The organism is Nonomuraea sp. NPDC050786 (assembly GCF_040654115.1).
GTDB lineage: Bacteria > Actinomycetota > Actinomycetes > Streptosporangiales > Streptosporangiaceae > Nonomuraea.
On record NZ_JBFAHJ010000011.1, the window covers coordinates 17,327 to 41,371 of the forward strand.

General features: G+C 71.5%; 21 protein-coding genes. 12 read left to right on the forward strand and 9 right to left on the reverse strand.

Going from position 1 to position 24,045, the window contains the following annotated elements; translation table 11 throughout:
• Positions 1–62: 62 nt before the first annotated feature.
• On the forward strand, positions 63–1,124 hold the full coding sequence (locus tag AB0H84_RS21455) for an alcohol dehydrogenase catalytic domain-containing protein (protein ID WP_357606629.1): 1,062 nt from the start codon (positions 63–65) through the stop codon (positions 1,122–1,124).
• On the opposite strand, the gene AB0H84_RS21460 is transcribed toward AB0H84_RS21455, so the two are convergent.
• Both AB0H84_RS21460 and AB0H84_RS21465 read right to left on the reverse strand, forming a co-directional pair.
• Positions 1,121–2,908 (reverse strand): cellulase family glycosylhydrolase, encoded by a 1,788-nt coding sequence (locus AB0H84_RS21460; RefSeq protein ID WP_357606632.1) that lies wholly within the window; start codon positions 2,906–2,908, stop codon positions 1,121–1,123. The two genes, AB0H84_RS21455 and AB0H84_RS21460, sit on opposite strands and share 4 nt — an antisense overlap.
• Positions 2,909–3,064: 156 nt before the next feature.
• The gene (locus AB0H84_RS21465; RefSeq protein WP_357606636.1) at positions 3,065–3,940 is read right to left on the reverse strand and encodes a LysR substrate-binding domain-containing protein; all 876 of its coding nucleotides are present in this window, start codon (positions 3,938–3,940) and stop codon (positions 3,065–3,067) included.
• Between the two features lie 72 nt (positions 3,941–4,012).
• Here AB0H84_RS21465 and AB0H84_RS21470 point away from each other — a divergent pair, with 72 nt between their 5' ends.
• From AB0H84_RS21470 to AB0H84_RS21480, 3 genes are read left to right on the forward strand one after another with little or no spacing between them, the layout of a single operon-like run.
• Positions 4,013–4,900, forward strand: coding sequence for a PhzF family phenazine biosynthesis protein (locus tag AB0H84_RS21470; RefSeq protein WP_357606639.1), 888 nt, complete (start codon positions 4,013–4,015; stop codon positions 4,898–4,900).
• Complete coding sequence (locus tag AB0H84_RS21475; RefSeq protein ID WP_357606642.1) at positions 4,897–5,841, forward strand: ornithine cyclodeaminase family protein; 945 nt, start codon at positions 4,897–4,899, stop codon at positions 5,839–5,841. Before AB0H84_RS21470 ends, AB0H84_RS21475 begins: the two co-directional genes overlap by 4 nt.
• The gene (locus AB0H84_RS21480; RefSeq protein ID WP_357606646.1) at positions 5,838–7,100 is read left to right on the forward strand and encodes an amidohydrolase; all 1,263 of its coding nucleotides are present in this window, start codon (positions 5,838–5,840) and stop codon (positions 7,098–7,100) included. Before AB0H84_RS21475 ends, AB0H84_RS21480 begins: the two co-directional genes overlap by 4 nt.
• On the opposite strand, the gene AB0H84_RS21485 is transcribed toward AB0H84_RS21480, so the two are convergent.
• Positions 7,025–7,507: a GNAT family N-acetyltransferase gene (locus AB0H84_RS21485; RefSeq protein WP_357606649.1), complete on the reverse strand. Its 483-nt coding sequence runs from the start codon at positions 7,505–7,507 to the stop codon at positions 7,025–7,027. The two genes, AB0H84_RS21480 and AB0H84_RS21485, sit on opposite strands and share 76 nt — an antisense overlap.
• A 145-nt stretch (positions 7,508–7,652) precedes the next feature.
• Here AB0H84_RS21485 and AB0H84_RS21490 point away from each other — a divergent pair, with 145 nt between their 5' ends.
• The 6 genes from AB0H84_RS21490 to AB0H84_RS21515 all read left to right on the forward strand — a co-directional run bounded on the left by AB0H84_RS21490 (position 7,653) and on the right by AB0H84_RS21515 (position 13,462).
• Entirely contained in the window at positions 7,653–8,648 is a 996-nt protein-coding gene (locus AB0H84_RS21490) for a LacI family DNA-binding transcriptional regulator (RefSeq protein ID WP_357606652.1), read from the forward strand.
• Positions 8,645–9,664 carry a LacI family DNA-binding transcriptional regulator gene (locus tag AB0H84_RS21495; RefSeq protein WP_357606655.1) on the forward strand — a complete coding sequence of 340 codons (1,020 nt, stop codon included), beginning with the start codon at positions 8,645–8,647 and terminating at the stop codon, positions 9,662–9,664. The genes AB0H84_RS21490 and AB0H84_RS21495 overlap by 4 nt, the downstream gene beginning before the upstream one ends.
• A gap of 135 nt (positions 9,665–9,799) precedes the next feature.
• Positions 9,800–9,937, forward strand: coding sequence for a hypothetical protein (locus AB0H84_RS21500; protein ID WP_357606658.1), 138 nt, complete (start codon positions 9,800–9,802; stop codon positions 9,935–9,937).
• Positions 9,934–11,838 (forward strand): beta-L-arabinofuranosidase domain-containing protein, encoded by a 1,905-nt coding sequence (locus AB0H84_RS21505; RefSeq protein ID WP_357606661.1) that lies wholly within the window; start codon positions 9,934–9,936, stop codon positions 11,836–11,838. The genes AB0H84_RS21500 and AB0H84_RS21505 overlap by 4 nt, the downstream gene beginning before the upstream one ends.
• A 132-nt stretch (positions 11,839–11,970) precedes the next feature.
• Complete coding sequence (locus tag AB0H84_RS21510) at positions 11,971–12,099, forward strand: hypothetical protein (protein WP_357606664.1); 129 nt, start codon at positions 11,971–11,973, stop codon at positions 12,097–12,099.
• Positions 12,100–12,172: 73 nt separating this feature from the next.
• The gene (locus AB0H84_RS21515) at positions 12,173–13,462 is read left to right on the forward strand and encodes a deoxyribodipyrimidine photo-lyase (RefSeq protein ID WP_357606667.1); all 1,290 of its coding nucleotides are present in this window, start codon (positions 12,173–12,175) and stop codon (positions 13,460–13,462) included.
• On the opposite strand, the gene AB0H84_RS21520 is transcribed toward AB0H84_RS21515, so the two are convergent.
• Both AB0H84_RS21520 and AB0H84_RS21525 read right to left on the reverse strand, forming a co-directional pair.
• Positions 13,429–14,928: an SDR family oxidoreductase gene (locus AB0H84_RS21520; protein ID WP_357606670.1), complete on the reverse strand. Its 1,500-nt coding sequence runs from the start codon at positions 14,926–14,928 to the stop codon at positions 13,429–13,431. The genes AB0H84_RS21515 and AB0H84_RS21520 overlap by 34 nt on opposite strands.
• A gap of 90 nt (positions 14,929–15,018) precedes the next feature.
• Positions 15,019–16,440, reverse strand: coding sequence for a hypothetical protein (locus tag AB0H84_RS21525; protein WP_357606673.1), 1,422 nt, complete (start codon positions 16,438–16,440; stop codon positions 15,019–15,021).
• A 128-nt stretch (positions 16,441–16,568) separates the two neighbouring features.
• Here AB0H84_RS21525 and AB0H84_RS21530 point away from each other — a divergent pair, with 128 nt between their 5' ends.
• Positions 16,569–18,047, forward strand: a complete 1,479-nt coding sequence (locus AB0H84_RS21530) for an LCP family protein (protein WP_357606676.1) — start codon at positions 16,569–16,571, stop codon at positions 18,045–18,047.
• 39 nt (positions 18,048–18,086) lie between these two features.
• Here AB0H84_RS21530 and AB0H84_RS21535 read toward each other — a convergent pair whose 3' ends face one another.
• Both AB0H84_RS21535 and AB0H84_RS21540 read right to left on the reverse strand, forming a co-directional pair.
• Positions 18,087–18,707: an acyl-homoserine-lactone synthase gene (locus tag AB0H84_RS21535; RefSeq protein ID WP_357606679.1), complete on the reverse strand. Its 621-nt coding sequence runs from the start codon at positions 18,705–18,707 to the stop codon at positions 18,087–18,089.
• Between the two features lie 68 nt (positions 18,708–18,775).
• Positions 18,776–19,969, reverse strand: a complete 1,194-nt coding sequence (locus tag AB0H84_RS21540) for a cellulose-binding domain-containing protein (RefSeq protein WP_357606682.1) — start codon at positions 19,967–19,969, stop codon at positions 18,776–18,778.
• A 286-nt stretch (positions 19,970–20,255) separates the two neighbouring features.
• Between AB0H84_RS21540 and AB0H84_RS21545 the strand changes: the two genes are divergently transcribed.
• On the forward strand, positions 20,256–20,858 hold the full coding sequence (locus AB0H84_RS21545; protein ID WP_357606685.1) for a cadmium resistance transporter: 603 nt from the start codon (positions 20,256–20,258) through the stop codon (positions 20,856–20,858).
• A gap of 46 nt (positions 20,859–20,904) precedes the next feature.
• Here the strand turns inward: AB0H84_RS21545 and AB0H84_RS21550 are convergent, their stop codons facing one another.
• Together AB0H84_RS21550 and AB0H84_RS21555 are read right to left on the reverse strand one after the other, a co-directional pair.
• Positions 20,905–23,340, reverse strand: a complete 2,436-nt coding sequence (locus AB0H84_RS21550) for a DUF4132 domain-containing protein (RefSeq protein ID WP_357606688.1) — start codon at positions 23,338–23,340, stop codon at positions 20,905–20,907.
• Between the two features lie 78 nt (positions 23,341–23,418).
• Positions 23,419–23,961 (reverse strand): GNAT family N-acetyltransferase, encoded by a 543-nt coding sequence (locus AB0H84_RS21555; RefSeq protein ID WP_357607162.1) that lies wholly within the window; start codon positions 23,959–23,961, stop codon positions 23,419–23,421.
• Positions 23,962–24,045 lie beyond the last annotated feature (84 nt).

The following is a 24,045-nucleotide window of genomic DNA, read 5'->3' on the forward strand; positions in this document are numbered from 1 at the left end:
GGTGGACCAGTGAGGGCTTCCCATGAGGCCACTGCCGTCCCACGAGAAGAAGAGGAGGCGACATGTCCTCTCCTGCTGTGGACCGTTCCATCCAGGTCGCCGAGCCCGGGGGCGACCTGACACTGATTCAGGTGGACACCCGCGAACCGGGGCCGGGCCAGGTGCGGGTCACCGTCGAGGCGTGCGGGGTCTGCCACTCCGACGTGTTGATCACTTCCGGGAACATCCCGGGCACCACCTTTCCCCTCACGCCAGGGCACGAGATCGCGGGGCGCATCGCCGCCGTCGGCGGCGAGGTCACCGGCTGGTCCGTCGGTGATCGCGTGGCGGTCGGCTGGTACGGAGGCAGTTGCGGGCACTGCGACGCCTGCAGGGAGGGCGACGGCATCCTCTGTCCCGAGCTTCAGGTGCCGGGGGTCGCGTACGCCGGAGGGTACGCCGACTCCGTCGTGGTGCCGGCCGTCGCCCTGGCCGCCGTCCCGGACGAGCTCACGGCGGTGGAGGCCGCGCCTCTGGCCTGCGCGGGGGTGACCGTGTACAACGCGCTGCGCCGCAGCTCCGCGCGTTCCGGCGACACCGTCGCGATCCTCGGCCTGGGCGGCCTGGGCCACCTGGGCGTCCAGTTCGCCGCGAAGATGGGCTTCGACACGGTCGCGATCGCCCGCGGCTCCGAGAAGGCGTCGCTGGCTCACAAGCTCGGCGCGGCTCACTACATCGACAGCTCCGCCGAGCAGATCGCCGACGCGCTGCGGGCCCGCGGAGGGGCCAAGGTGGTGCTGGCGACGGTGACCAACGCCGCGCTGATGTCCGCGGCGGTCGACGGGCTGGGACGCCGCGGCGAGCTCGTCGTCGTCGGCGTCGACATGGAACCGCTGAACGTCACGCCCCTGCAGCTGGTGAACGGGGCCAGGCGGGTGTACGGCCACGCTTCCGGCATCGCGGTCGACACCCAGAACACCATGAAGTTCGCCGCCCAGACCGGCGTCCGGGCGTGGATCGAGGAGGCCCCGCTGGAGGAGGCCGGGGCGGCGTTCCGGAAGATGCTCTCCGGCCAGGCCCGCTTCCGCATGGTCCTGACCACCGGCCAGGCCCGCCAGGCGACGGGCCCGGCCCAGTGGTTCTAGGAGAGCGGGTTCTGGGTGAGCAGGTGGGCCTTGAAGCCCTCTCCGTACGTGCTGGTGGGGGTGCCGTTGTAGTCGGTGATGAGCACGTTCCCGCCGCTGCAGCCCCACGGGTTCCACGTCCAGGCCGTGTATCCGACGCCGTGCCCGTCGGCCCACGCCATCACCTGGTCGATGTAGTCGTGAGCGCAGGAGTTCTGGCCGATCTCACCGGCGTGCACGGGCACCTTCGCGGCGACCGCCCCGACCTGGCTGTCCCAGCAGGAGGTGTTGGAGCAGGTGTTGAAGTTGTAGGTGTGCCAGGCGGCCATCAGGTTGCCCGTCGGGTCGTTCGGCTTGTAGGTCAGCCACTGGCTCAGGTCGTTGGACCAGGCCAGGCCGCCGAGCATGATGACGTTGGTCGCGCCGGTGGCGCGTACCGTGTTCACCAGTGACTGCATGCCGGCCACCTGATAGCCGATGCCGGTGCAGGTGCCGCCGTCGCGCCAGCAGGTCCAGCCGGCGGTCGCGTTCCAGTTGGCGGCCGCGTCCGGGTAGGGCTCGTTGAACAGGTCGAAGACGACCGCGTTGTTGCCCTTGAACATGTTGGCCACCCCGGTCCAGAACGTCGGCGCGTACTGGGCGTCGGGCATCGGCTTCTGGCAGGTCGCCGTGGTGTCGGAGCAGCCGGCGCCCTGCCCGGTGTACTGGCCGTAGTTCCAGTGCATCTCCACGATCGGCGTGATGCCGTTGGCGACCAGCAGGTTCACGTACTCCTTGACGTTCTGCTGGTACGTCGCTCCGCTGGGCGAGCCGTTGGTGCCGTTCCAGCACTCCTCGTTCAGCGGGATGCGGACCGCGTGGATGTTCCAGGCCTTCATCGCGTTGACCGAGGCCTGGTCCACGGGGCCGCTGTCCCACATGCCCTTGCCCTGCACGCAGGCGAACTCGCCGCTGGCCCGGTTGACGCCGAGCATGCGGTAGGTGGCGCCGCCGGCGGTGAGCAGCTTGTTCCCGGAGACGTGCAGTGCGGGGGCCGCCCCACCGGTGCCGCCGTCGTTGTCGGCCTCGGTGGCGTTCACGGTGACGGAGGGCAGGCCCGAGGAGGCGACGGTGATCGGCCGGGTGCCGTTGGCGGTGTCGGAGTCCTCCGCGGCGCGGAGCGTCACGGTCTGCGGGGTGCTCCAGTTGGCCGTGGTGAAGGTCAGGGAGGCGCCGGCGCTCACGGTGATGTCGTTGTCACCGGTGCCGGCGGTGCTGGTGACCGTCACGTTGCCGGACGGCTGGGAGCGCAGGCGGACCGTGTAGCCGGCGGTGCCGCCCTCGGGCACGCTCACGCCGGTCGGGGAGACCACCAGGGCCTGCTGCGTGCTTCCGCCACCGTTGCCGGTGCACGAGACGCTGGGCGGGTTGTTGTTGACGCCGCCGGTGTAGGTGCCGTTGAAGCCGACGGTCCAGGTCACCCCGGTGCCCTTGGCCGCGTTGTAGGAGAGCGGGTTGATGGTGATGACCGCACCCGCCGGCGTGGGCGTCGCCGGGGTGGGCGTGCCCTCCCACATCTGGGTGATCACCTGGCTGTTGGGGAAGTCGAAGCTCAGCGCCCAGGTCGTCAACGGGTCACCGGTGTTGGTCACCGTGATGGTGGCGCCGAACGCGCCGCCGCCGCTGTCCCAGGTCTTGGAGTACGTGGCCGTACACGACACGGCGGCGTCAGCGGCCGTCTGGACGGTTGCGAGCCCGAATCCGGCGAGCAGGACGGCCGCTGCCGCCGTCAACGCTCTGCGCCACGGGTTCCGGTGGATTGCCATGTATGTTCTCCGGGTGATTTGGGAGCGCTCCCAAGATCCCCCCGCCCCGGATGCTCCGCAAGGACGTCCCGGCGCCCGGAGGCGCGGCCACCGCGCTGACCATGGACGAAGTCGGGGATCCAGGTGAAACTTTCACCGCGTGGACCCCCGGCAGGATCAGGCTCCGTGGTCGGCGGCGACGGACTGGCGGAGCAGGCGTTCCAGGCTGTCGACGGCCGCGTCGTTCTCCGTGCCCGGCCGCCTGGTGATGGCGATCTCGACCTGGGGCGCCGGCGGCAGATCGTGGCGGCTGCCGAGCCGTACGGCATGGGCCGGGACGTTGCCGGCCAGCAGCGTGCCCACACCGATGCCCGCGCAGATCGCGGCCTGGACGGCGGCGAGGCTCGTGCTCTGGAAGGCGATGCGCCAGCGGCGGCCCCGCTGGTTGAGCGCGTCGAGCACCGGCGCGCGCCAATGGCAGGGCATGGAGAACATCACCAGCGGCAGCGGGTCGAGCGCCGGGTCGAGTGACGCCGCGGCGGCCCACGCGAGGGGCACCCGGCGGCGCCAGCGGACCGCGGCGTCCGGCATGACGGACGGGTCGCCGAGCGCGAGGTCCAGCCGGCCGTGTTCGGCGCGCTCGCGGAGGGCCTGGGCCGGGCCGATGACCACCTCCAGGTCGATGCCCGGATGCAGGGCGGCGAAGTCGGCCAGCGTGGTGGGCAGCGTGGTGACGGCGAGATCTTCGAGCAGGCCGACGGTGCGGGACCCGGTGGCCTGGTCGCCCTGCGCGTCGATGGAGGCGCGGGCCTCGTCGTGGAGGGCGAGCATGCGTTCGGCGTAGGCCAGGAGCTTCTCGCCGGCGGGGGTGATCCGGGTGCCGCGGGCGTCGCGGACGAGCAGGCGGTCGCCCGCGGCGCGCTCCAGGCGATGGATGCGCTGGCTCACGGCGGGCTGGCTGAGCTGAAGCGCGTGGGCCGCCCTGGTGATGCTGCCCGCGCGGACCACCGTCGCGAACGACCGCAGGTCGGCGATCTCAAGGTCATGTGCCATAAGCAAGCATTATGGCTCGCATAGCAATATTGCGCTTCTCAATGGGATGGGCACTTTCCTAGGCTGAGGCGCATGCCAGTCGCCTACCACCACGTCGACGTCTTCGCCGACGGGCCGTACTCGGGCAACAGCCTGGCGGTCTTCGTCGACCCGCCACCGCTGAGCGCCGCCCAGATGTCCCTGATCACCCAGGAGCTCCGGCACTTCGAGACGATCTTCGTGCGCCGCTCGGGCGACGCGATCCAGGCCAGGGTCTTCGACCTGATCGAGGAGCTCGACTTCGCCGGGCACCCCGTCCTGGGCGCCGCCGCCGTCCTGCACGACCTCGACGCTCCCACGGCCGAGCGGTACCGCGCGTGGACGTTCGCGCTCCCGGCCGGCGCCGTCAAGGTCAGCACCCGCCGGAGCGCGCCGGGACGCGTGGCCGCACTCCTGGAGACGGGCCGCCCCGAGCTCGTCGCGCGCCCGCCGGCCGGCGACCGGGACGCGATCGCGGCGGCGTTCGGCCTGGCGCCGGACGACCTGGACGAGGCGCTGCCGCCCGAGGTCTGGTCCACCGGCCTGCGCTACCTGATCGTTCCGGTGCGCGCCGAGGCGCTGGCCGGGGCGAGGATCGCGCACCGCGATCTGACCGGCTTCCTGGAGGCACGCGGCGCGCAGTTCGCCTACCTGCTGGACGCCGCCACGCCCGAGGGTCGTCACTGGAACAACGACGGCCTGATGGAGGACGTCGCGACGGGCAGCGCAGCAGGATGCGTGGCCGCGTACCTGATGAGCCGCGGCCGTCTCGGCGACGGTGAGCGGGTGACGCTGGCGCAGGGCCGCTTCACCGGCCGCCCCAGCGCCATCTCGATCGGCGCGTACGGCGGCGCCGACGCCGTCGAGCGGGTCACGGTCGGCGGCGAGGTGGTGCGGGTCGGAACCGGCACGCTCGAGGTCCTGCCCGGCGGTGACCGGTGAAGATCTACGAGGCCGCGGACATCAGGCGGGCGGTCGGCATCGGCGACCTGGTCGAACCGGTCGCGCGGGCGTTCGCCGAACACAGCCGAGGGCTCGGCGAGACCGCGATCTCGGTGCTCACCCCCGCGGGCGAGGACGGCGACGTGCATGTGAAATCCGCGTGGCTGCCCGGGCGTCCGGTCATCATCGTCAAGGTCGCCTCCTGGTTCGCCGCCCGTTCCCCGGCGGGCACCGGCTTCGTCGCCGTGCTCGACGGCGAACGCGGTGACCTGCTGGCCGTGCTGCGGGACGAGCATCACCTCGGCGACATGCGTACCGCCGCCGCCGGAGCGCTCGCCACCCGGCTGCTGGCCAGGCAGGACGCGCGCACCCTCGCCGTGCTGGGCACGGGCGTGCAGGCGGGCCTGCAGGTGCTGGCCGCCGTGGCGGAGCGGCCGCTGGAGGCGGTCGTGATCTGGGGCAGGCGCGAGGAGGCCGCCCACACGCTGCGGGCGGCGCTCGCCGAGCGGATACCGCAGGTGTCGGTGACGGTGGCGGCGCGACCGGACCTGGCGGTCCGCGACGCGGACGTGATCGTCACCGCGACGGCCTCCCGTGAGCCGGTGCTGCGCGGCTCGTGGCTGCGGCCGGGCCAGCACGTCACCGCGGTCGGCGCGGACGACCCGGGCAAGGCCGAGCTCGACCCCGACTGTTTCGCCCGAGCCGACCTGCTCGTCGTGGACAGCCGCGCCGAGGCGCCCCGGTTCGCGGGCGACCTGATCGGGGCCGTGTCGGCGGGCGCCGTCGCGGCGGACGGCTGCGTGGAGATCGGCGATCTGGTCCTGGGCCGGCTCCCCGGCAGGCAGAGCCCGGCGCAGATCACCGTGGCCAAGTTCGTCGGGCTGGGCGTGCAGGACCTGGCCGCCGCCGAGCTCACCCTGACCCGTCTGGAGGCGAGATGATCGCGCACACCCCGTCCGGCCACGTCCCCCCGCCCGGCCACGTCCCCCCGGACGTCGCGTTCACCGGAGGGTACGTCGTGCCCGTCTCCGGCGATCCCGTCGAGGGCGGCACCGTGCTGATCAGGAACGGCAAGATCATCGCCGTCGGGGCCGGGGTCCCGGTGCCCGACGATGTCCAGATCGTGGACGCCACCGGGCTGTGGGTGCTGCCCGGATTCGTCGAGGCCCACTCGCACCTGGGCATCGACGAGGAGGGCGAGGGCTGGTCCGGCGACGACCTGAACGAGTCGACCGACCCGAACGGCGCCCGCCTGCGCGCGCTCGACGCCGTCAACCCGGCCGACCCCGGGTTCGCCGACGCGCTGTCGGGCGGCGTCACCACCGCCGCGGTGCTGCCGGGCTCGGCCAACCCCATCGGCGGGCAGGCCGTCGCGCTGAAGTGCCACGGCCGTACGGTCGGCGACATGGTGCTGCGCGAGCCCGTCGCGGTGAAGAGCGCACTCGGCGAGAACCCCAAGCGGGTGCACGGCGACCACGGCAGGCTGCCCTCCACCCGCCAGGGCATCGCCGCGGTCATCCGCGACGCCCTCACCAGGGCCCGCGACCACCGCGCGCGCAGGCCGCAGGAGAGCGATCCGGGCCTGGAGGTGCTGGCCAGGGTGCTCGACGGCGAGCTGCCCTGGTGGCAGCACGCCCACCGGGCCGACGACATCGGCACCGCTCTCCGCCTGGCTGACGAGTTCGGCTACCGGCTGGTCGTCCACCACGGCACCGAGGCCCATCTGCTGGCCGACCTCCTGGCCGAACGGCAGATCCCGGTCGTCAGCGGCCCGCTGACCACCGGGCGCGGCAAACCGGAGCTGCGCAACCGCACGCCGCGCAGTCCCGCGCTGCTGGCCGCGGCCGGAGTGACGCTCGCGCTGACCACCGACCACAACTCGGTTCCCATCCAATACCTGGTCCACCAGGCCACGATCGCGGTGAAGGAAGGGCTGGACCGGCGGACCGCGCTGCGCTCGATCACCACCACCCCGGCCGCGCTGCTCGGCCTCGACGACCGCGTCGGCGCGCTACGGCCCGGCCTCGACGGCGATGTGGTGCTGTGGTCGGGCGATCCACTGGACACCATGAGCCGGGCTGTCCGCGTCTACATCGACGGCAGGGAGGTCTACCGGTACGGGGGTCAGGAGGCGTCCGCGCCCGGCTGCCGCACCATGAAGACGTCGACCGGGTCCTGGGACTCCACGGTGAACCCGTGACGCTCGTACAGCCGCCGGGCGGCGCTGCCCTGCAGGACGTTCAGGCGGACGGGCACGCCGTCGGCATCGGCCTGCTGCAGCACCGTCCTCAGGACAGCCGATCCGACCCCCTGACCCTGCAGGCCCGGAGCGAGATAGAAGTGCTCCAGCCACCGCCCGTCCTCGGCGGGGCGCACGGCGACGCAGCCCGCGAAGGCGCCGGCGGCCACGATGACCGAGGTGTGCTGCGGGGCGAAGGCGTCCCGCAGCCGCTGCCTGACCCGGTGCTCGTCGAATCGTCCCAGCCGCTCCAGATCCGGGCGCATCACCGTGGCCCGCAGCTCCGCGATCGCCTCGACATCCGCCGGCTCCGCGGAACGCAGCGCCCACTCCACGGGCCGTCCCGGCACCCTCGCACTCGCATTCATGGACAAAGTATGGCAATGACCCTATTTGACCCGTTTACCGGGATTTACCAGGCATGAGCGTCGGCGGGCGGCCCAGGTCGTGGGGGCCGTCGCTGTAGATCAGAACTGAATGCTGGCAGGCGCTGCCGTGACCTACGCTGTACGCATGCGCGTGACGATGCGGGAGGTCGCGGATCGGGCCGGTGTCTCGATCAAGACGGTCTCCCGTGTGGTGAATGGCGAGCCGCACATCCGCCCGGAGAAGGTGCGGCGGGTGCACGCGGCGATCGACGAGCTCGGCTGGGTCCCCAACCGGACCGCCAGGACGCTCAGGACCGGGCTGGTCGGCATGGTGGGGATCGCCGTCACCGAGCTGCGCCGCCCGTATCTCGCGGGGCTCGTCGAGGCGCTCGTCACGGAGGCGGATCGCTACGGGATGCTGGCCGCGGTCGAGCCGACGCACGGCGATCCGGCCCGGCTGGAGGCGGTGCTCGCCGCTCGGGGGAAGGCGTTCGACGGCGTGGTGGTCATCGGTCCGGCCGCGCTGGTCACCGACGGGCTGGACGACCGCCCGGTGGTCGCCGTGCAGGGCGGTGCGACCCAAATGGACGGCCCGATGGACGGGGCCGTGGACAGCGTCGACGAGGACGTCGCGGAGGCGGCGGCGCTGGTGGCTCGCCACCTCGCCGTCATGGGGCGGTCCCGTCCGGCTCTGCTCGGAGCGGATCGCGCTCGGATGCGCGCGGCTCTCGCCGGAGCCGGCATCGACCCGGCCGCCGTACCGCACGTGGAGCTCGGCGAGGTGGCCGACCGGCGCGCGGGCGCGCAGGCCGCCGTACGGGTGCTGGAGGAGCATCCGGACGTCGACGCGCTGCTGTGCGTCAACGACGAGGTGGCACTGGGGGCGCTCGCGGCGCTCGTCAAGCACGGGGTGAATGTGCCGGGACAGGTGGCGGCCATCGGCTACGGCAACCTGGAGGACGGGCGCTTCTCGACGCCGTCGCTCACCACGGTCGACCCCGGACCGGCCCGGCTGGCACGTAGCGCGCTGGAGCTGCTCGCCGATCGTCTCGCCGGCACGGCCCCGCGCCGGCCGCGCGCGGTCGTGTCACCGGTCGAGCTGATACGGCGCGAGTCCACGCTCGGCGGGGACCCGCGATGAAGCGCCCGACGCTCGCGGATGTCGCCACGCTGGCCGGCGTCTCGGCGAAGACCGTGTCCAACGTGCTCCTCGGCCGCCCGCACGTCTCGGCCGCCACCCGGGCCAAGGTGCAGGCCGCGATCGAGGAGGCCGGCTACGAGGCGGGACACGCCACGAGCCGGGCCGGGCGCGGGCTCGCCTCCGGCCGGACCGGCAGGATCGCCGTCGTCGTCCCGAACCTCTACCAGCCGTACTTCGCGGAGCAGGCCGAGCGGCTCATCCTCGCCCTGGCCGAGCGCGGGTTCACCAGCACGCTGCGGATCGCCCATGACGGGGCGGCGGAGCGCGACGCGGTCCTCGGCGTGACCACCGCCGACGTCGACGGTGTGATCATCTGCCCGCACCACCTGAGCGACGAGCTGCTCGCCGGTGCCGTCCCGCGGCGCCCGGCGGTGGCACTCGGCGGCGGTCCGATCAAGGCGCTGGACACCGTGCTGATGGCGGAGTACGCGGGCTTCCTGGCGATCACCCGGCACCTGCTCGCCACGGGCCGGCGCAAGCTCGCGTTCGTGTGGAACGGTCCGGTCGGCGCCGTCCCGACCGGAGACCGCTACGCCGGGTTCCGCGCCGCGCTGGAGGAGCACGGCATCCAGCATGATCCGTCGCTCGTCGCCCACAGCTCCGACTGGGACCGCAGGGCCACGGGTTACGAGGCGATGGTGGGGCTGCTGCGGCGCTGCGGCCCCCGGTTCGACGCCGCGGTGTGCGTCAACGACACGATGGCCGTGGGTGTGCTGAAAGCCCTGCGTACGCACGGGATCCGCGTCCCCGAGGACGTCGCGGTCACCGGCTTCGACGACACGGACGAGGGCGAGTTCACCATCCCGTCGCTGTCGTCGGGGAGCCCTGATCAGGGCTCGATGGTGGACTCCGCCGTCCGCCTGCTCGTCGAGCGCATCGACGGCTACGACGGCGACGCCCGGCAGGTGCATACCGGCACGCACCTGCTGATTCGCGACTCTTCAGCGCCGGCCTGACCTCCCCTCCACCCCTTACTCCGGTCGCTTGCCGCCTTGACTTGTCTTGTCATTGACATCGCTGAATGGCCGCCCCTAACATCGCTGAAACATGTACCGAGATCCCGCCCGCTCCAGGCGCTGGTCACGCTGCTCGTGGTCGGCGTGATCCTCTGCGCGTACTACCTCGTGCCGGGGCTGGTCCCGGTCTTCGGCATCGCCGCACCGGCCTTCGCCTCGTTCGCCTACGTCTGGAGCACCGCCGTCCTCCCCGTTCGCCTGGAGCATTCATGATCACCTACCTGCGCCACCCGCTGCCCCTGACCGCGGTCACCATCGATGACCGGTTCTGGGCCCCGCGCCGCGAGCTGATCCGCACGCGTACGCTGCGGCAGCAGGAAGACCAGATGCGCCGGCCCGGTCAGCAGTTCGACGCCCTGACCCTGACCTGGCGGCCGGGAGACCCGCACGAGCCGCACATCTTCTGGGAGAGCGACGTCGCCAAGTGGATCGAGGCCGCCAGCTACTGCCTGGCCACCACCGACGACCCCGAGCTCGACCAGGCCGTGGACAAGGCGATCGAGCTGCTGGCCGGCGCGCAGCAGGACGACGGCTACCTCAACGCCTACTTCACCGTCGTCAAGCCGGGACAGCGGTTCACCGACCTCCGCGACGCCCACGAGCTGTACTGCGCCGGTCATCTCATCGAAGCCGGGGTCGCCCACTTCGAGGCGACCGGCAAGACCCGGCTGCTCGACATCGTGCGCCGCTACGCCGACCTGATCGACACCGTTTTCAGCCCCGACGGCCCCTGCGCCGGCGGCTACTGCGGGCACCAGGAGATCGAGCTCGCGCTCGTCAAGCTCTACCGCGTCACGGGCGAGCCCCGCTACCTCGAGCTCAGCCGGCGGCTCATCGACTGGCGCGGGCAGCGGCCCTACTACTTCGAGGTCGAGCTGGAGCGCCGCGGCACCCCCGGCTACTTCGGCACCACGCTCCCCCAGCGGCCGGAGGAGATGCGGGGGTTCCGGGAGTACAACCAGAGCCACCAGCCCGTGGCCGACCAGGCCGAGGCCGTCGGCCACTCGGTCCGCGCCCTGTACATGTACAGCGCGATGACCGACCTGGCCGGCGAGTACGACGACGACCGGCTGCTCCAGGCCGTGCGGCGGCTGTGGGCCGACCTCACCACCAAGAAGCTGTACGTCACCGGCGGAGTCGGCTCCGTCCCCGCCATCGAGGGCTTCGGACCCGCCTACCACCTGCCCGACGCCCACGGCTACGCGGAGACCTGCGCCTCGATCGCCCTGGTCCAGTGGGCGCAGCGGTTGAGCAACCTCACCGGCCAGGCGCACTACATCGACACCCTCGAACGCGCCCTGTACAACGGCGTCCTCAGCGGCGCCTCCGCCGACGGCACCCACTACTTCTACGGCAACCCCCTCGCCAGCGACGGCAGCGTCGCCCGGCAGGAGTGGTTCGGCTGCGCCTGCTGCCCGCCGAACCTCGCCCGGCTGATCAGTGAGCTCGGCCGCTACATCTACGCCCAGGGTCCCGGCGAAGCCGTCATCAACCTGTACGTGGCCGGCACCGGCCGCTTCACCTTCGCCGGCGGCGAGGTCACCCTGCGCCAGGACACCGGCTATCCCCAGGACGGCCGCCTCACCGTCACCGTCGCCCCCGCCGGCGACGAGGCGGAGTTCGCCCTGGCCGTCCGCATCCCCGGCTGGAGCTGGACGCCCGCGGTCGCCGTCAACGGCGAACCCGTGGACCGGCCCGTCCTTCGCGACGGCTACCTCACGCTCTCCCGCCGCTGGCGGAGCGGCGACCGGGTGGAGATCGACCTCGACATGGAGGTCCGCCGGACGTGGGCACACCCCGCCGTCGCCTCCGCCGCCGGCAAACTCGCCCTCGAGCGCGGGCCGGTCGTGTTCTGCCTGGAGGGCGTGGACCACGACAGCGCCGTGCACAACCTCGCGCTTGCCGGCGACGTCCCCGTCCACGCGCTCCCCGACGAGCGGACCGGCGTGGTCACCCTGCACGCCGACGCCACCGCCGACGACGACTCAGGTGCGGACCTGTACAGCGGCCGCCCGCCCGGCCGGCGGAGCGCCGCGCTGACCGCCGTGCCCTACTTCTCGTGGGCCAACCGCGGCCCCTCCGACATGACCGTCTGGATCCGCGACGCGGAATGACGAGCAGAACGACGAGGGAATGGACGGGGGAATGACGAGGGAATAAGGCGCGGGAGGGCGCTGTTCACACCGGTAGTTTAGATTTCAACTTCTGACGATCGGAACGTCATGGAAATCGCCTTCATGCTCGTCATGAGCATCATCGTGGGCAGTGTCCTCGTCGGCGGGGTGGCCGCCCTCGTCCTGAGCGGCGTCAGGGACCGGCAGTGGCCGGTGCTGTGGCGGCGGCGCGTCGTCTACCGCGGCTTCATCCCCCGTTGATCTCGATCCGCCGCGGTCGCGCGACGTCCCCCTCCTCACGCTCTGCGACCGGCGTCTGACCCATACTGTCCACATGCGTGATCAGGGGGAGAACGCGCTGATGGACACGGCGATCGTGCTGTTCAACAGGGACCTGCGCGTGCACGACCACCCGGCGCTCGCCGCCGCGTGTGATCGGGCCGCGCGGGTGGTGCCGCTGTTCGTGCTGGACCCGGCCGTACCGGAGGGGCAGCGGCACGGCTTCCTCCTGGAGTGCCTGGCCGATCTGCGCGCCTCGCTGCGGGCGCGCGGAGGCGATCTGGTCGTGCGGCAGGGCGACGCCGTCCGCGAGACGATGCGGCTGGCCACCGAGCTGGGCGCGGAGGCGGTCTTCGCCGGCGCCGACGTCAGCTCGCTCGCCCGGCGGCGTGAGGAGCGCTTCGCTGGGGAGCGGATCGAGTTCCTGCGCTTCCCGGGCGTCACCGTCGTGCCCCCGGCCGAGCTGCTGCCCTCGGGCGGGGGCGACCACTACCGGGTCTTCACGCCGTACTGGCGCGCGTGGCAGCGTCACAGCCGTCGCCCGCAGCTGCCGCCTCCCCGGCAGGTGCGGGTCCCCGAGGGGCTGGCGGCGGGCCGGCTGCCCGATCCCGACCGGCGCGGGGCCATGCCCGGCGGTGAGTCGGCGGCCCGCGAGCGCGCCGAGCGGTGGCTGCGGCAGGGCCTCGACGGCTACGCCGACGGGCGCGACGACCTGGCGGGCGACCGGACCTCGCGGCTCAGCCCGTACCTGCGCTTCGGCTGCCTGTCCCCGCTGGAGCTGGCCTGCCGTGCCGAGCGGAGCGAGGAGTTCGTCCGCCAGCTGTGCTGGCGGGACTTCCACCACCAGGTGACGTACGCGTTCCCGCAGATCAACCGCGAGAACTACCGCCACGGCGAACGGCGCTGGCGGCACGACGAGGACGCGCTGCAGGCCTGGCAGGCCGGCATGACCGGGCTGCCCATCGTGGACGCGGGCATGCGCCAACTGCTGGCAGAGGGCTGGATGCACAACCGGGCCCGCCTGATCACTGCGGCCTACCTCGTCAAGCGCCTCGGCCTCGACTGGCGTGCCGGCGCCCGGCACTTCTTCCAGCTCCTGCTCGACGGCGACGTGGCCGACAACTCCGGCAACTGGCAGTGGGTCGCCGGCACCGGCAACGACACCCGGCCTAACCGCTCTTTCAACCCGCTGCGCCAGGCCAGACGGTACGACCCGATGGGCGACTACGTCCGGCGGCACGTGCCCGAGCTCGCCGGCCTGCCCGCCGAGCACATCCACGAGCCCTGGCGGCTGCCCACGCCGCCGCCCGGCTATCCCCCGCGGCTGGACGGCCCCGGCGAGTAGATGCCCCTCAGCGGTTGCCGGGCCGCCTTCGCCGCTATGTTGACGGGCATGCGCCCGAAGACCAGGCCGTGGAAGGGGGACGTCGCCCACCAGTAGAGGTGGCCGAGCAGGCCGTGCGGGTGGAAGATCGCCCGCTGGTGGTAGTACGTACGTCCGGAGGAGCGGGAGACGCCCAGCTCCAGCCAGGCCAGGCCGGGCAGCCGCATCTCGGCCCGCAGCCGCAGGAGGCGGCCGGGCAGCACCTCCTCCACGCGCCAGAAGTCGACGGTGTCGCCCACCCTCAGCCGGTACGCGTCGCGCCGCCCGCGACGCAGGCCGACGCCGCCGAAGAGCCGGTCCAGCAGGCCGCGCAGGTGCCAGGCGCCCGGCAGCGAGTACCAGCCGTTGCGCCCGCCGATGCCCTCGATGACCTGCCACAGAGCCTCCGGGTCCGCGCTCACCTGGATGCTGCGGGAATCGGTGTAGAGGCTGCCGCCGGCCCAGTCCGGGTCGGTCGGCAGCGGGTCGCTCGGGGCGCCGGGCGTGGCGGCCGACGACCAGCGGGTCGCGACATCGGCCTCCTTGATCTTCTTGAGCGCGAGCCGCACGGCCTCGGGGAAGCCGATCAGCCCCTCTTCGGGGTCGGGCACGTACCGGCTGATGTCGTGCTCGCCGCAGACCGACTCGTTGCGCAGCGACTCGACCAGCGGCCGCGCGATGCCTGAGGGGACCGGCGTGACGAGCCCGACCCACAGGCTGGAGAGTTTCGGGGTGAGCACCCGCACCGGGATGATCATGCGATGGGGCAGGCTGGCCACGGACGCGTACCCCTGCATCATGTCGGCGTAGGTCAGCACGTCCGGGCCGCCGATGTCGAAGGCGCGGTTGACCTCGGCGGGCACGCTCGCCCAGGCGGTGAGGTAGCGCAGCACGTCCCGGACGGCGATGGGTTGCGTGCGGCTGTGCACCCAGCGCGGCGTCGTCATGACCGGCAGCCGTTCGGTCAGGTGACGCAGCATCTCGAAGGAGACCGAGCCTGAGCCGATGACCACCGCGGCGCGCAGCACCACCGCCGGCACGCCCGCTTTCAAGAAGATCTCGCCGACCTCGGCCCTGGAACGCAGGTGCGGGGAGAGCCGCTCGCCGGGGACGAGGCCGCCGAGGTAGACGATCCGGCGCACCCCGGCCCGCTCGGCCGCCGCCGCGAAGATCTCGGCCGCCCTGCGGTCGTTCTCGGCGAACCGGCCGGTCCCGCCCATCGTGTGGATCAGGTAGTAGGCCACGTCGATCCCGTCCAGGGCCTGTCTCGTCTGCCCGGGATCGGTGGCGTCGGCCTTGACGATGTGCGTCCGCGCCGCCCACGACAGGTCGCGCAGCCTCTGCGGGGACCGCGCCATGCAGCGGACCTCGTGACCGGCCGCGAGCAGCTCGGGGACCAGCCGGCCGCCGATGTAGCCGGTGGCCCCCGTGACCAGACATCGCGCCATCTCCGTGCCCCCTTTCTCCGATGGCTTCCATCAGGAGCGGAAGGGAATCCGGATCCAGAGCAAAGATCTCTTTGCGTTGGGCCGGGCGTCCTACTCGACGGCTCCGGACTGCGTGAGAAGGTCCTGGTACCAGGCGCGGTACGGGTAGTTGGTCGCCGGATAGTTCGCCGGCGGGTCGGTGGCGTTGCCCGCCGAGTCGAAGTCCCAGCCGCGCACGAGCCGCCCGGCCTGCCGTGCCGCGGTGATGAACGAGGACTCGGAGGCGGGCGCCGCGTAGAACAGCGCGCCCTGCTGGAGTTCCGCGCTGTCGCCCCGCTGGAACTCGTCGAAGGCGGTCTGCTGGTAGCGGATGCGGTCGCCGGCGTACCTGTCGGTGTCCAGCCGCAGGGTCTGGGACGGGGTGGGGCCGTCGGCGCCGGTCCACACGTGTACGCGCGACGTGCCGCTGGTCGAGGTGGTCTTGTCGTAGCGGGCGTCGGAGGTCTTGGCGTTGCCGCTCCACGAGACCGTCATCGCGCCGGCGTCGAGCACGCCGTCCCAGGTCCAGTTCTGGCTGCTGCTCGGGCTGCGGTGTATCTCGCGTACCCGGGTGCCTGCCGGGTCGGTGAACCTGACCGTCGGCAGGACGCCGTCGTCGTACCGGCGGCTGGGCGACCAGGTGATCTCCCCGTCGGCACCGAGGCGGCCGGTGTGGTACCACAGCGTGGTCGCGTTCTCGGACTGGTGGACCTCGACCAGGTCGCCGTTGTCGTTCAGCGCGACGGCCGGGGTGACGCCGGTGTCGTACTTGCCGTGGCGTAGCCAGGTCACGCGGCCGTCGGGTCCGTACGTGCCGGTCCAGTACCAGAGCGCGCCCGCGCCCGAGTCATGCACCTCCACGACCTGGCCGCGGCCGTTGATCGCGACGGCCGGGTGGTAGCCGATGTCGCGTTTGTACTGGGTGCGGGTCTTGCCGTCGCCGGAGATCACCGGGAGCACCCGGCCCCGCAGCGCGTCCACCGTCGGCGGGCTCGCCGGGTAGTCCTTGGCCCAGTACAGCCGCGAGCCGAAGACGGAGGTGAGCTCGTGGTTGAGCGCGGCCAGGTTGCCGGCGGCGTACGAGGGGTTGTCGGTCAGGTCGTCCTTGACGTCGAGCCCGACGACGATCGGCGCGGCCGTGGGATGCTGCGCGGACCAGGTGTTGATCACGTTGAGCCAGTCGCGCAGGAGGTTGGAGGCGGGGTTCCCCGCGTGGTCGACCAGGTTGCCCGGGGAGTCGTGGCCGACGGAGTAGTCGCGTGCGGTGGCGTAGTCGTTGTCGTGGATGTCGAGTTCGATGAAGCGGATGCCGTGGTCGAGCTGGTAGGCGATCGAGTTCTTGGCGCCGTCGACGTTGCCGGAGTAGCTGTTGTGCGTGGCGCGGAAGATCGCCGAGGATAACGGCAGGTCCGCCGACGCCTCGGCGTTTCCGCTGGTCAGCAGCACAGACGCGGCGACGGCGAGCACCGACAGAGCGGCTCTTGAGGGGGGCATTCCCCGATCTTCACATCCGGGAGGGCCCTCGACAATACGATCACTTCCATCTACCGGGACATTTCCGGCGGCCCGATTTGCTAAATTCCTTGCACGATGGGGCACTGTGTTGCCCAAGGGGAGAGCGGATGCGCAGGTGGACTGCTCCCTCCGTGATCGGCTGGACGCTCGCGTCGATCGTTGTGCCAGGTGCCGCGCATTTGCGCGCCGGGCGCAAGCGTACCGGTCTGATCATGGTGGGGATTTTCGGGGTGTTGCTGATCGGCGCCGTGGTCGCGCTGGTCAACGGCGAGGCACTGGCTGGTCTGCTCATTGACCCGACCTGGCTGGCCGTGGTCACCGGGCTGTGCGTGGTGGCCGGGCTGGCCTGGGCCGCGGTCGTGATCAGCTCGTACATCGTGCTGCGCCCCAGCAGGCTGAGCAGATGGGGCCAGATCGGTACGGGCACCGTCGCGGGCGTGCTGACGGTGACCGTGGCGCTGCCCTTCGGGCTGGTCGCCACGACCGCCCGCACCTCCAACGACGCGCTCGGCAGCGTCTTCCAGTCCTCGCCCTCGCAGCCGATCGATCACAAGGATCCGTGGCGGGGACGCGACCGGCTCAACATCGCGCTGCTGGGCGGCGACGGCGCGAGCTCGCGCAAGGGGGTGAGCATCCGCACCGACAGCATCAACGTGGTCAGCATCGACGTCCGCACGGGCGACGCGGTGGTGTTCGCCCTGCCGCGCGAGCTGGAGAACGCGCCCTTCCCGCCGGGCTCCGCGCTGGCCAAGCGGTTCCCGCCGCCGAAGAACTTCTGGCTGCCGCCGGGCCAGGGCCGCGGCTCCGCCGACCTGATCAACGGCATCTGGGCCTACGCCGACATGCACCCCGAGGTCGCCGGCCACTCCCCCAACCGCGCCCCGGAGGCGGTCAAGGGAGCGCTCGGCCAGATCCTCGGCCTCAAGATCGACTATTACATGCTGGTCAACATGTGGGGCGTGGCGCGTCTGATCGACGCTCTCGGCGGCGTCACCATCCATGTCGAGCAGGACATCTGCTACGGCGTGGGCCGTGCCGACGGCGGCGTGGTCAAGGCCGGCACCCGCACCCTCAACGGCACCCAGGCCCTCTGGTACGGCCGGGCCCGCGACCATCCCGGCAGCACCTGCGCGGGCGCCGACAACCACACCCGGATGCGCCGCCAGCAGTGCGTGATGAGCGCCATGCTCACCCAGCTCAACCCGAGCAACGTGCTGCTGAAGTTCAACGCCCTGGCCCACGCCGCCAAGCAGACCTTCCGCACCGACATCCCGCGCGACCTGCTGCAGGACCTGGTGCCGCTCGCGCAGAAGGTCAAGGGCGCCCGCGTGTCCAAGCTGAACTTCGTGCCGCCCGCGTACAACCCGGCCTACCCGGACTATCCACGCATCCGCAAGGCAGCGAGCGCCGCCATCGCGCGCTCCCGCGGCTCGGCCCAGGTGGTCCGCACCGCGCCCGCCACCCCTTCTCCGACCAGTACGGCCACCGCCACGCGCACGCCGCGGCCGCGTACCACCCAGCAATCCGGCCGGCTGGAAACGCTGGGCTCGTCCTGCGTGCCCGGCACCGGCAAGAAGGGAACCTGACCTGGTCAGGGCTGCGCGCCGGCGTCGGCGCGCAGCCTCTTACCGCCCTTCCCACACAGGACACACCTTCTCCAGGAAGGTCCTGGTCGACGTGAGGTAGGCCGAGCAGAGCATCCTGCCGAGGCGCGTCGCTCTGCCGTCACCGAGGCGCCGGGTGGGAACGCCCATGGCGTTCACGCTGCGCTCCACGGCCACGCTGGAGACCGCGACCACGGCGTCCCCGTGCTGATCGACCCAGCGGAACGCCTCCCATAACAGCGCGCGGGCAAGGGGCCCGAAACCCGCCCCCACGGTAAGGGACCGGGCGCGACCGGTGGCCAGGCGGCTCAGCTCCCAGACGGCCGGATCACGAGGAGCCTGGCCGCCACGTAACGCCTCGGGGAAGACGTCGGGGAGCATGTAGGGACCGACCGTGGGCAGCAGCCGGCAGCACCCGGTGACCTCCTGGCTGCCCGCCACATGACTGATCACATAGACCGGATCGCAGTCGTCGAAGACATCGCGCTCCCTTCCGCGGACGCTGGCGACGTCCCAGCGCAGACGCTCGTAGAACACCCTGTGGCGGAGGCGGAACATGCCGTCGAGCAGCCACGCCGGCAGTTCGCCCGCTCTGCCGACCACGATCCGTTGCGCGCGTCTGTCCCCCGGGAAATCGTCCACGAACACCCCTCCGCGAATGAACTTCTTTGGAGTTGTTCGCGATCCCGGGGGCTCAAGATGACATGGGTCTAGCAGGACAGCGGTGACGAGCCGAGTGCCACGTCGTCGTACCAGAGGGTGTCCTGGTCGTTGCCGTAGCTCTCCCAGCCGAGCCGTAGCGTGGCCGGGCGCGGCGCGGTGGTGCGGCGCAGCCACTGGGAGTCGACGTCCTGGGTCGGGGTGCCGTCCACGCGCAGGCCGGCGATCTCCTTGTCGTCCAGGTACGTACGCATCGACTGTGTGGTGGTGTCGATCTGGTAGCGGAGGCAGACCCAGCGGTTGACGGGGAGCGCGGTGCTGAGCGCGACGCCCGCCGGGCTCTGCTCGGGCAGGGTGGCGTCGTCGGATTCGCGGTTCCACTGCAGGGCGCCGTTCTGGCCGCCGATGCGCAGGTCGCGGTTGCCGTCATTGGCGTCGGCCATGGTGATCATGCTGACGTGGGTGGCGGGCAGCGCGGTCGTGTGCCGGACCCACATCCTGGCGTAGACGACCGGTCCGACGTGGGAGACGTCGCGGGTGGTGCCGACGAAGAGGTGGTTGCAGTAGCTGCCGCCCCCGTTGACCCGCAGGGACTTGCCGCCGCTGTGCGCGATCGCGGTGTCGATCGCGGCCGTGCCGGTGCCGGCGCAGTTGGGGGTGACGACCTGCCAGTCACCGGACGGGCCGCCTGTCTGGTCCTCGAACCCCGAGCAGACCGTCGCCCCGGAGCAGCCGGGCGGCACGGTCGGGGTGACCGTCGGGGTGACGGTCGGGGTGACGGTCGGGGTGACGGTGGGCGTCACGGTGGGCGTCTGGCTCGGGGTCGCGGTGCTGCCGTTGCAGGCCACGTCGTTGAGCGTGAAGTCGGTGGGCGCGGGGTTGGCCGCCGACCAGGTGGCCTGCAGGCCGAACTCGGCGCTGCCGCCCGTCGCGAGCGCCCCGTTCCACGCCACGTTGACCGCCGTCACCACCTTGCCGCTCTGCTCGACCTGGGCGTTCCAGGCGCTCGTCACCCGCTGGTCCCCCGCGTACGTCCACCGCAGCCGCCACCCGCTGAGCGCCGTCCCCAGGTTCGTCACCTTCACCTGCGCGGTGAAGCCTCCCTGCCACGAGTTGGCGGTGTAGTCCACCTTGCATCCGACGGCCGCCGAAGCGGGGACGCTCACGGCGATGCCGCAGATCGCCAGAACGACACAGGCGACGACTGCCCAGAGCCGGGCGGGCAGCGCGAGAGGACGGGACATGACATCGCTCGCCTTCTGGGGCTCGATGGGGCGCGGCCACAGTATGGGAGCGCTCCCAAACCATCTCCTGCGACGATGGTTCGCGGGACCGCACCGAAGTGTCAACGCCGCCCTCTCCCTGTGCCCCTGGCCACACCTCCCTCTACACACCTGACCAGGCAACCTCGCCACCCGACCGGCCCGACCCGCGCCTGAACCTTTCATCACCTTCACTGGCAGGAGCCCGCTGTGTTCTTGACCGGTAGGGTCACCCAGGACACAGCACAGCGAAAGGGAACAACCCGGCGTGAATATGGGCGTCATCGGGCAGGCAACGGGACTGTTCGCCGCCACCAACATCGACGACATCCTGATCCTGGCGCTCTTCTTCGCCCAGGGCGCCGGACGCCGGGGCGCGGCCGCGCGGGTCGTGGCCGGCCAGTACCTCGGCTTCCTGGGCATTCTCGCCGTGGCCACGGCGGCGGCCTTCGGCGCCACCTTCCTGCCTGAGCCGGTCCTGCCCTATCTGGGCCTGCTCCCGCTCGCCCTGGGGCTCAAGGCGGCGTGGCAGGCGTGGCAGAACCACCGCGACGGCGGCGAGGACGATCTCACGGGCGTACGTGATGGCGGGCCGAAGGCGCTGGAGGTCGCCGCGGTCACCTTCGCCAACGGCGGCGACAACCTCGGCGTGTATGTCCCGGTGTTCGCCACCGCCGGTGCCGGCTCGATGAGTGTCTACATCGTCGTCTTCCTGGCGCTGGTCGCCGTGTGGTGTGCCGCCGGACGGTTCTTCGCCACCCGCCCGATCATCGCTCAGGCGCTGAGCCGCTGGGGCCACGTCCTGCTGCCGATCGTCCTGATCGGCATCGGCGTGCTCATTCTCGTCGAGGGCGGAGCCTTCGGCCTTTAGCCGCCCGACGATCCACTCACCGAGGGAGCGCGACCGGGAGTACGCGTCAGCCGCGGAGGCCGGTACGCAGCTGCCGGAGGATGCTCTCGTCAGTGATCTTGCTGTCGCCGGCGAGGAGGAACGCCTTGCTGAGGATGAGGGACAGCCGGCCGTCCTCCTCGAAGGGCAGGAACAGCCGGGCGCCGGGTTTGCGGTCGGCGATGATGCACAGGTAGACGTCGCCCGGCTCCATGAGGACGTTGGCGCTGCTCAGGTGGATCTTGTAGGTGCGCAGGTCGCCGCGGACCACCAGGAAACGGTCGGTGAGGGTGCAGCGGTCGGCGACAGCCGTACGGGGAAGCAGGCGCGCCAGCGCGTCGCGGCGCACCTCGGCCGACGGCGGCAGCGGGCCGACGGAGGTCTCTGTCCAATAGGCCCGATAGGCAGGGTGCGGGTCGTCGCCGCGGTCGATCCATTCCGGGTCAGCGGCTATCGAGGTGACCGACACGAAAAGGTCCACATCCCGCATCGCCTCGCTGAACACCAGCAGCGGCACCTCCGCCAACTCGGCCTGGCGGAAGGCACGCCCCTGTCGCCGATCGAAGCGCACCTGGTCCGTGGCGGCCAGGGTCACGTCGCGGCCCGCGCCGACGCCCGCGCTCTCGTAGCGGAACCTGACCCGCCAGGCGCCTTCGGCCAGCTCCTTCCTGGCCTCGGCAGCGTGGCCGCCGTCGAAGGGCCCCAGCCAGTCCGTCTGCCAGCCACGCTCTTTGATCAGCGCGTACAGCCGGGGGTGGTCGACGATGTGGGCGGCGAAGCGGTTGGAGTAGACCCGGGTCTCCTCCTCGACGGGAGTGCGCGGGTATATTTCGCGGAAGGCCTGCTTGAACGGCTGGCGCAGTCGCCGTTCGGTCACCCTGTCGCGCCAGGCGGTGACCTCCTCCAAAGTGGCGCGGGCGGGATGCCACAGCCGGACCGGAGATCCCGGCGTGGCCTCGTCCGACAGGAAGCTTCTCCCCTCCGCCTCCCAGATCAGCCCGCGCGCCACGGCACCGGTGATCGGATGGTCCCGGTAGCAGCGGACCCACTCCTCGTACGGCCATGCCCGGTCCACGGTCAACAGGCCCTCCAGGCGCGCGCGCTCGGCCGACAGCGTCTGGCGGATCTCCTTCCGCACGGCCTTGAGCGCCTTCAGGTCGTCGCTCCCCTTCAGCCCGGCGGGCGCGGTGCCGACCGTGGTGCCCTCCGGCGACCGGAAGCGGAACCGTACGGTCATCGCATCCTCGACCGTCAGTACCGCGGTCCAGTCGCCGATCGTGCGCGTCAGCGTGCCGTCGGGACCGAGACCGTGATCGGGGATGTTGCGCTCAAGCAGCTGACCGGGGGTGATGCCTTCGCGGCCGGCCGCGGCGGCGAGCGCGGTGCCGATCTGTTTGTGCAGCGCCCGATGCCTGATCGAGCGCTGCAGCCGCCACAGCGCCTCAATCGCCATCGGATCCCCGCAGTCACCCAGCGCGTTGATCGCGGCCCCCGCCAGCTTCAGATCCTCCCGCAGATCACGGTGGACTCCCGCAGTGCGCAGGGCGAGCTCCGTCAGCGCCGGTACGACGTTGTCCGCCCGCAACAGGGCGGCCGCCCAGACGAAGCCGCGGGCCACGTCCGTGTTGGAGTCCGAGACGATCAGCTGGGCCGCGGCCCAGCCGGTGTTCCACTCGGTGAGCCGGTCGAAGGCGTCCAGCGCGATCCGCACCAGCTCCTTGGCGTCGTCCGGCCGGAGCAACTCCAAGCACCGCACCCGCCACGTCTTCGTGGGCCGCGGCCCGTTGAGCTCACTCAGGTGGTCGATGAGCCGTACCAGGGTCTCCGGCGGCGCATCACCGAGATGATCTCGCACGACCATGGCCCACTCGTCACAGGGCACCAGCGCCGACAGCGGCAGCGCATCGGGACGCGCCTGGAAGACGCTCGCGATCAGGCGATGCAGCCGGCGGCGCCGGCCCGCCTCGATGCCGCTGTCGGCCACGGCGCGGATGAACGGCTTCATAGGATCCCAGAGCACCATCCGCTCCTCGACGTCGAAGCTCAACACCAGCTCCACCACCCGCGACAGCCAGACTTCCTCCCCGTAGTGAAAGTCCCGGTCTCGCATGACGGTGAACAGCGCGGCCACCTCCACCAGGCTCCACCCGTCCGAGCCGGAAAGGGCCAGATCGAGCTCCTCGACGTAGCCGTTCAGTGAAGGCTGCGCGAGACAGACCACGGCGGCTCGCCGTGCCACACCCCGCTCGCGGGACAGCCGGTCAACCATGTCCCGGCGGACCTTCCCGGCCTCCCGCCGCAGCCTGGCGCCGTCCGCTTCGGTCCAGCCGGCCGGAAGGGACCAGGGGTGCGAGAGGCTATGGAGCTCCCGCTCCCGGGCGATCGCCTCCGTGATCCAGCTTGCCGAGGCGAGGGCGGCGGCAACCGCCTCATCGACCTGGGGGACCACCACGGGTTCGCGCATAGCGGGGATCATGCCAGGAGGCACTGACAGATCTTCGTCTGCCGAGCCTGGCCCACAGGCGTACCGGGGCCTCGACGATCAACCACGGAGCCGGACGTGCAGGTGCCCTTCGGAAGGGAAGAGAGGGGGCTGGGCGGGGAGTACGGAGCTCAGGACGTATCGGCATTTCTCGGCCACGCGGCAGGAAGCGTGGTTGCCCACGGCGTGAAGCAGATCAAGGCGGGCCAACGGCATCACGCGCTGCGCGCCGAGCGCCCATCGCGATACGCGCTCAAGGGCGCGGGAAGCGATTCCTCGCCCCCGGGCCTCGGCCGATGTCCAGTAACCCACCTCCGCCGAGGCGTCGGCGGGATCGGCGCCACCCTTGACCACGATGTGGCCGACCGGCTGGTCGCGCTCCACTATGGCGAAGCTGAAGCGGACGCCGTCCGCCCACCCTCTGTCCTGATCGTCGATCCATCGGCGGGCGTCCGCCTCGCTGACCAGAGGAGTGATCATCCAGCGCCGCATGAGAGGGTCGCGGTGAGCCGCCACAAGGGCTGCTGTGTCCTCGGCCCGCCACGGTCGAAGAGACAATGTCGGCGCGGACGCCGTGGGATTCACGTACAGGACTGTGTTCATAGACGCCCTGAGCGTAATACCGGGACCCACGCGCCCTTTGACCGCCTGCGCCCCGAACGCCTGCACCTAGGGATCGCTCACCGT

Excerpts from the sequence above, each read along its gene's own strand:
- AB0H84_RS21455 (WP_357606629.1), top strand. The coding sequence starts at position 63 with ATGTCCTCTCCTGCTGTGGACCGTTCCATCCAGGTCGCCGAGCCCGGG.
- AB0H84_RS21460 (WP_357606632.1), bottom strand. The coding sequence starts at position 2,908 with ATGGCAATCCACCGGAACCCGTGGCGCAGAGCGTTGACGGCGGCAGCG.
- AB0H84_RS21465 (WP_357606636.1), bottom strand. The coding sequence starts at position 3,940 with ATGGCACATGACCTTGAGATCGCCGACCTGCGGTCGTTCGCGACGGTG.
- AB0H84_RS21470 (WP_357606639.1), top strand. The coding sequence starts at position 4,013 with ATGCCAGTCGCCTACCACCACGTCGACGTCTTCGCCGACGGGCCGTAC.
- AB0H84_RS21480 (WP_357606646.1), top strand. The coding sequence starts at position 5,838 with ATGATCGCGCACACCCCGTCCGGCCACGTCCCCCCGCCCGGCCACGTC.
- AB0H84_RS21485 (WP_357606649.1), bottom strand. The coding sequence starts at position 7,507 with ATGAATGCGAGTGCGAGGGTGCCGGGACGGCCCGTGGAGTGGGCGCTG.
- AB0H84_RS21490 (WP_357606652.1), top strand. The coding sequence starts at position 7,653 with ATGCGCGTGACGATGCGGGAGGTCGCGGATCGGGCCGGTGTCTCGATC.
- AB0H84_RS21495 (WP_357606655.1), top strand. The coding sequence starts at position 8,645 with ATGAAGCGCCCGACGCTCGCGGATGTCGCCACGCTGGCCGGCGTCTCG.
- AB0H84_RS21505 (WP_357606661.1), top strand. The coding sequence starts at position 9,934 with ATGATCACCTACCTGCGCCACCCGCTGCCCCTGACCGCGGTCACCATC.
- AB0H84_RS21510 (WP_357606664.1), top strand. The coding sequence starts at position 11,971 with ATGAGCATCATCGTGGGCAGTGTCCTCGTCGGCGGGGTGGCCGCCCTC.
- AB0H84_RS21515 (WP_357606667.1), top strand. The coding sequence starts at position 12,173 with ATGCGTGATCAGGGGGAGAACGCGCTGATGGACACGGCGATCGTGCTG.
- AB0H84_RS21520 (WP_357606670.1), bottom strand. The coding sequence starts at position 14,928 with ATGGCGCGATGTCTGGTCACGGGGGCCACCGGCTACATCGGCGGCCGG.
- AB0H84_RS21525 (WP_357606673.1), bottom strand. The coding sequence starts at position 16,440 with ATGCCCCCCTCAAGAGCCGCTCTGTCGGTGCTCGCCGTCGCCGCGTCT.
- AB0H84_RS21530 (WP_357606676.1), top strand. The coding sequence starts at position 16,569 with ATGCGCAGGTGGACTGCTCCCTCCGTGATCGGCTGGACGCTCGCGTCG.
- AB0H84_RS21540 (WP_357606682.1), bottom strand. The coding sequence starts at position 19,969 with ATGTCCCGTCCTCTCGCGCTGCCCGCCCGGCTCTGGGCAGTCGTCGCC.
- AB0H84_RS21550 (WP_357606688.1), bottom strand. The coding sequence starts at position 23,340 with ATGCGCGAACCCGTGGTGGTCCCCCAGGTCGATGAGGCGGTTGCCGCC.
- AB0H84_RS21555 (WP_357607162.1), bottom strand. The coding sequence starts at position 23,961 with ATGAACACAGTCCTGTACGTGAATCCCACGGCGTCCGCGCCGACATTG.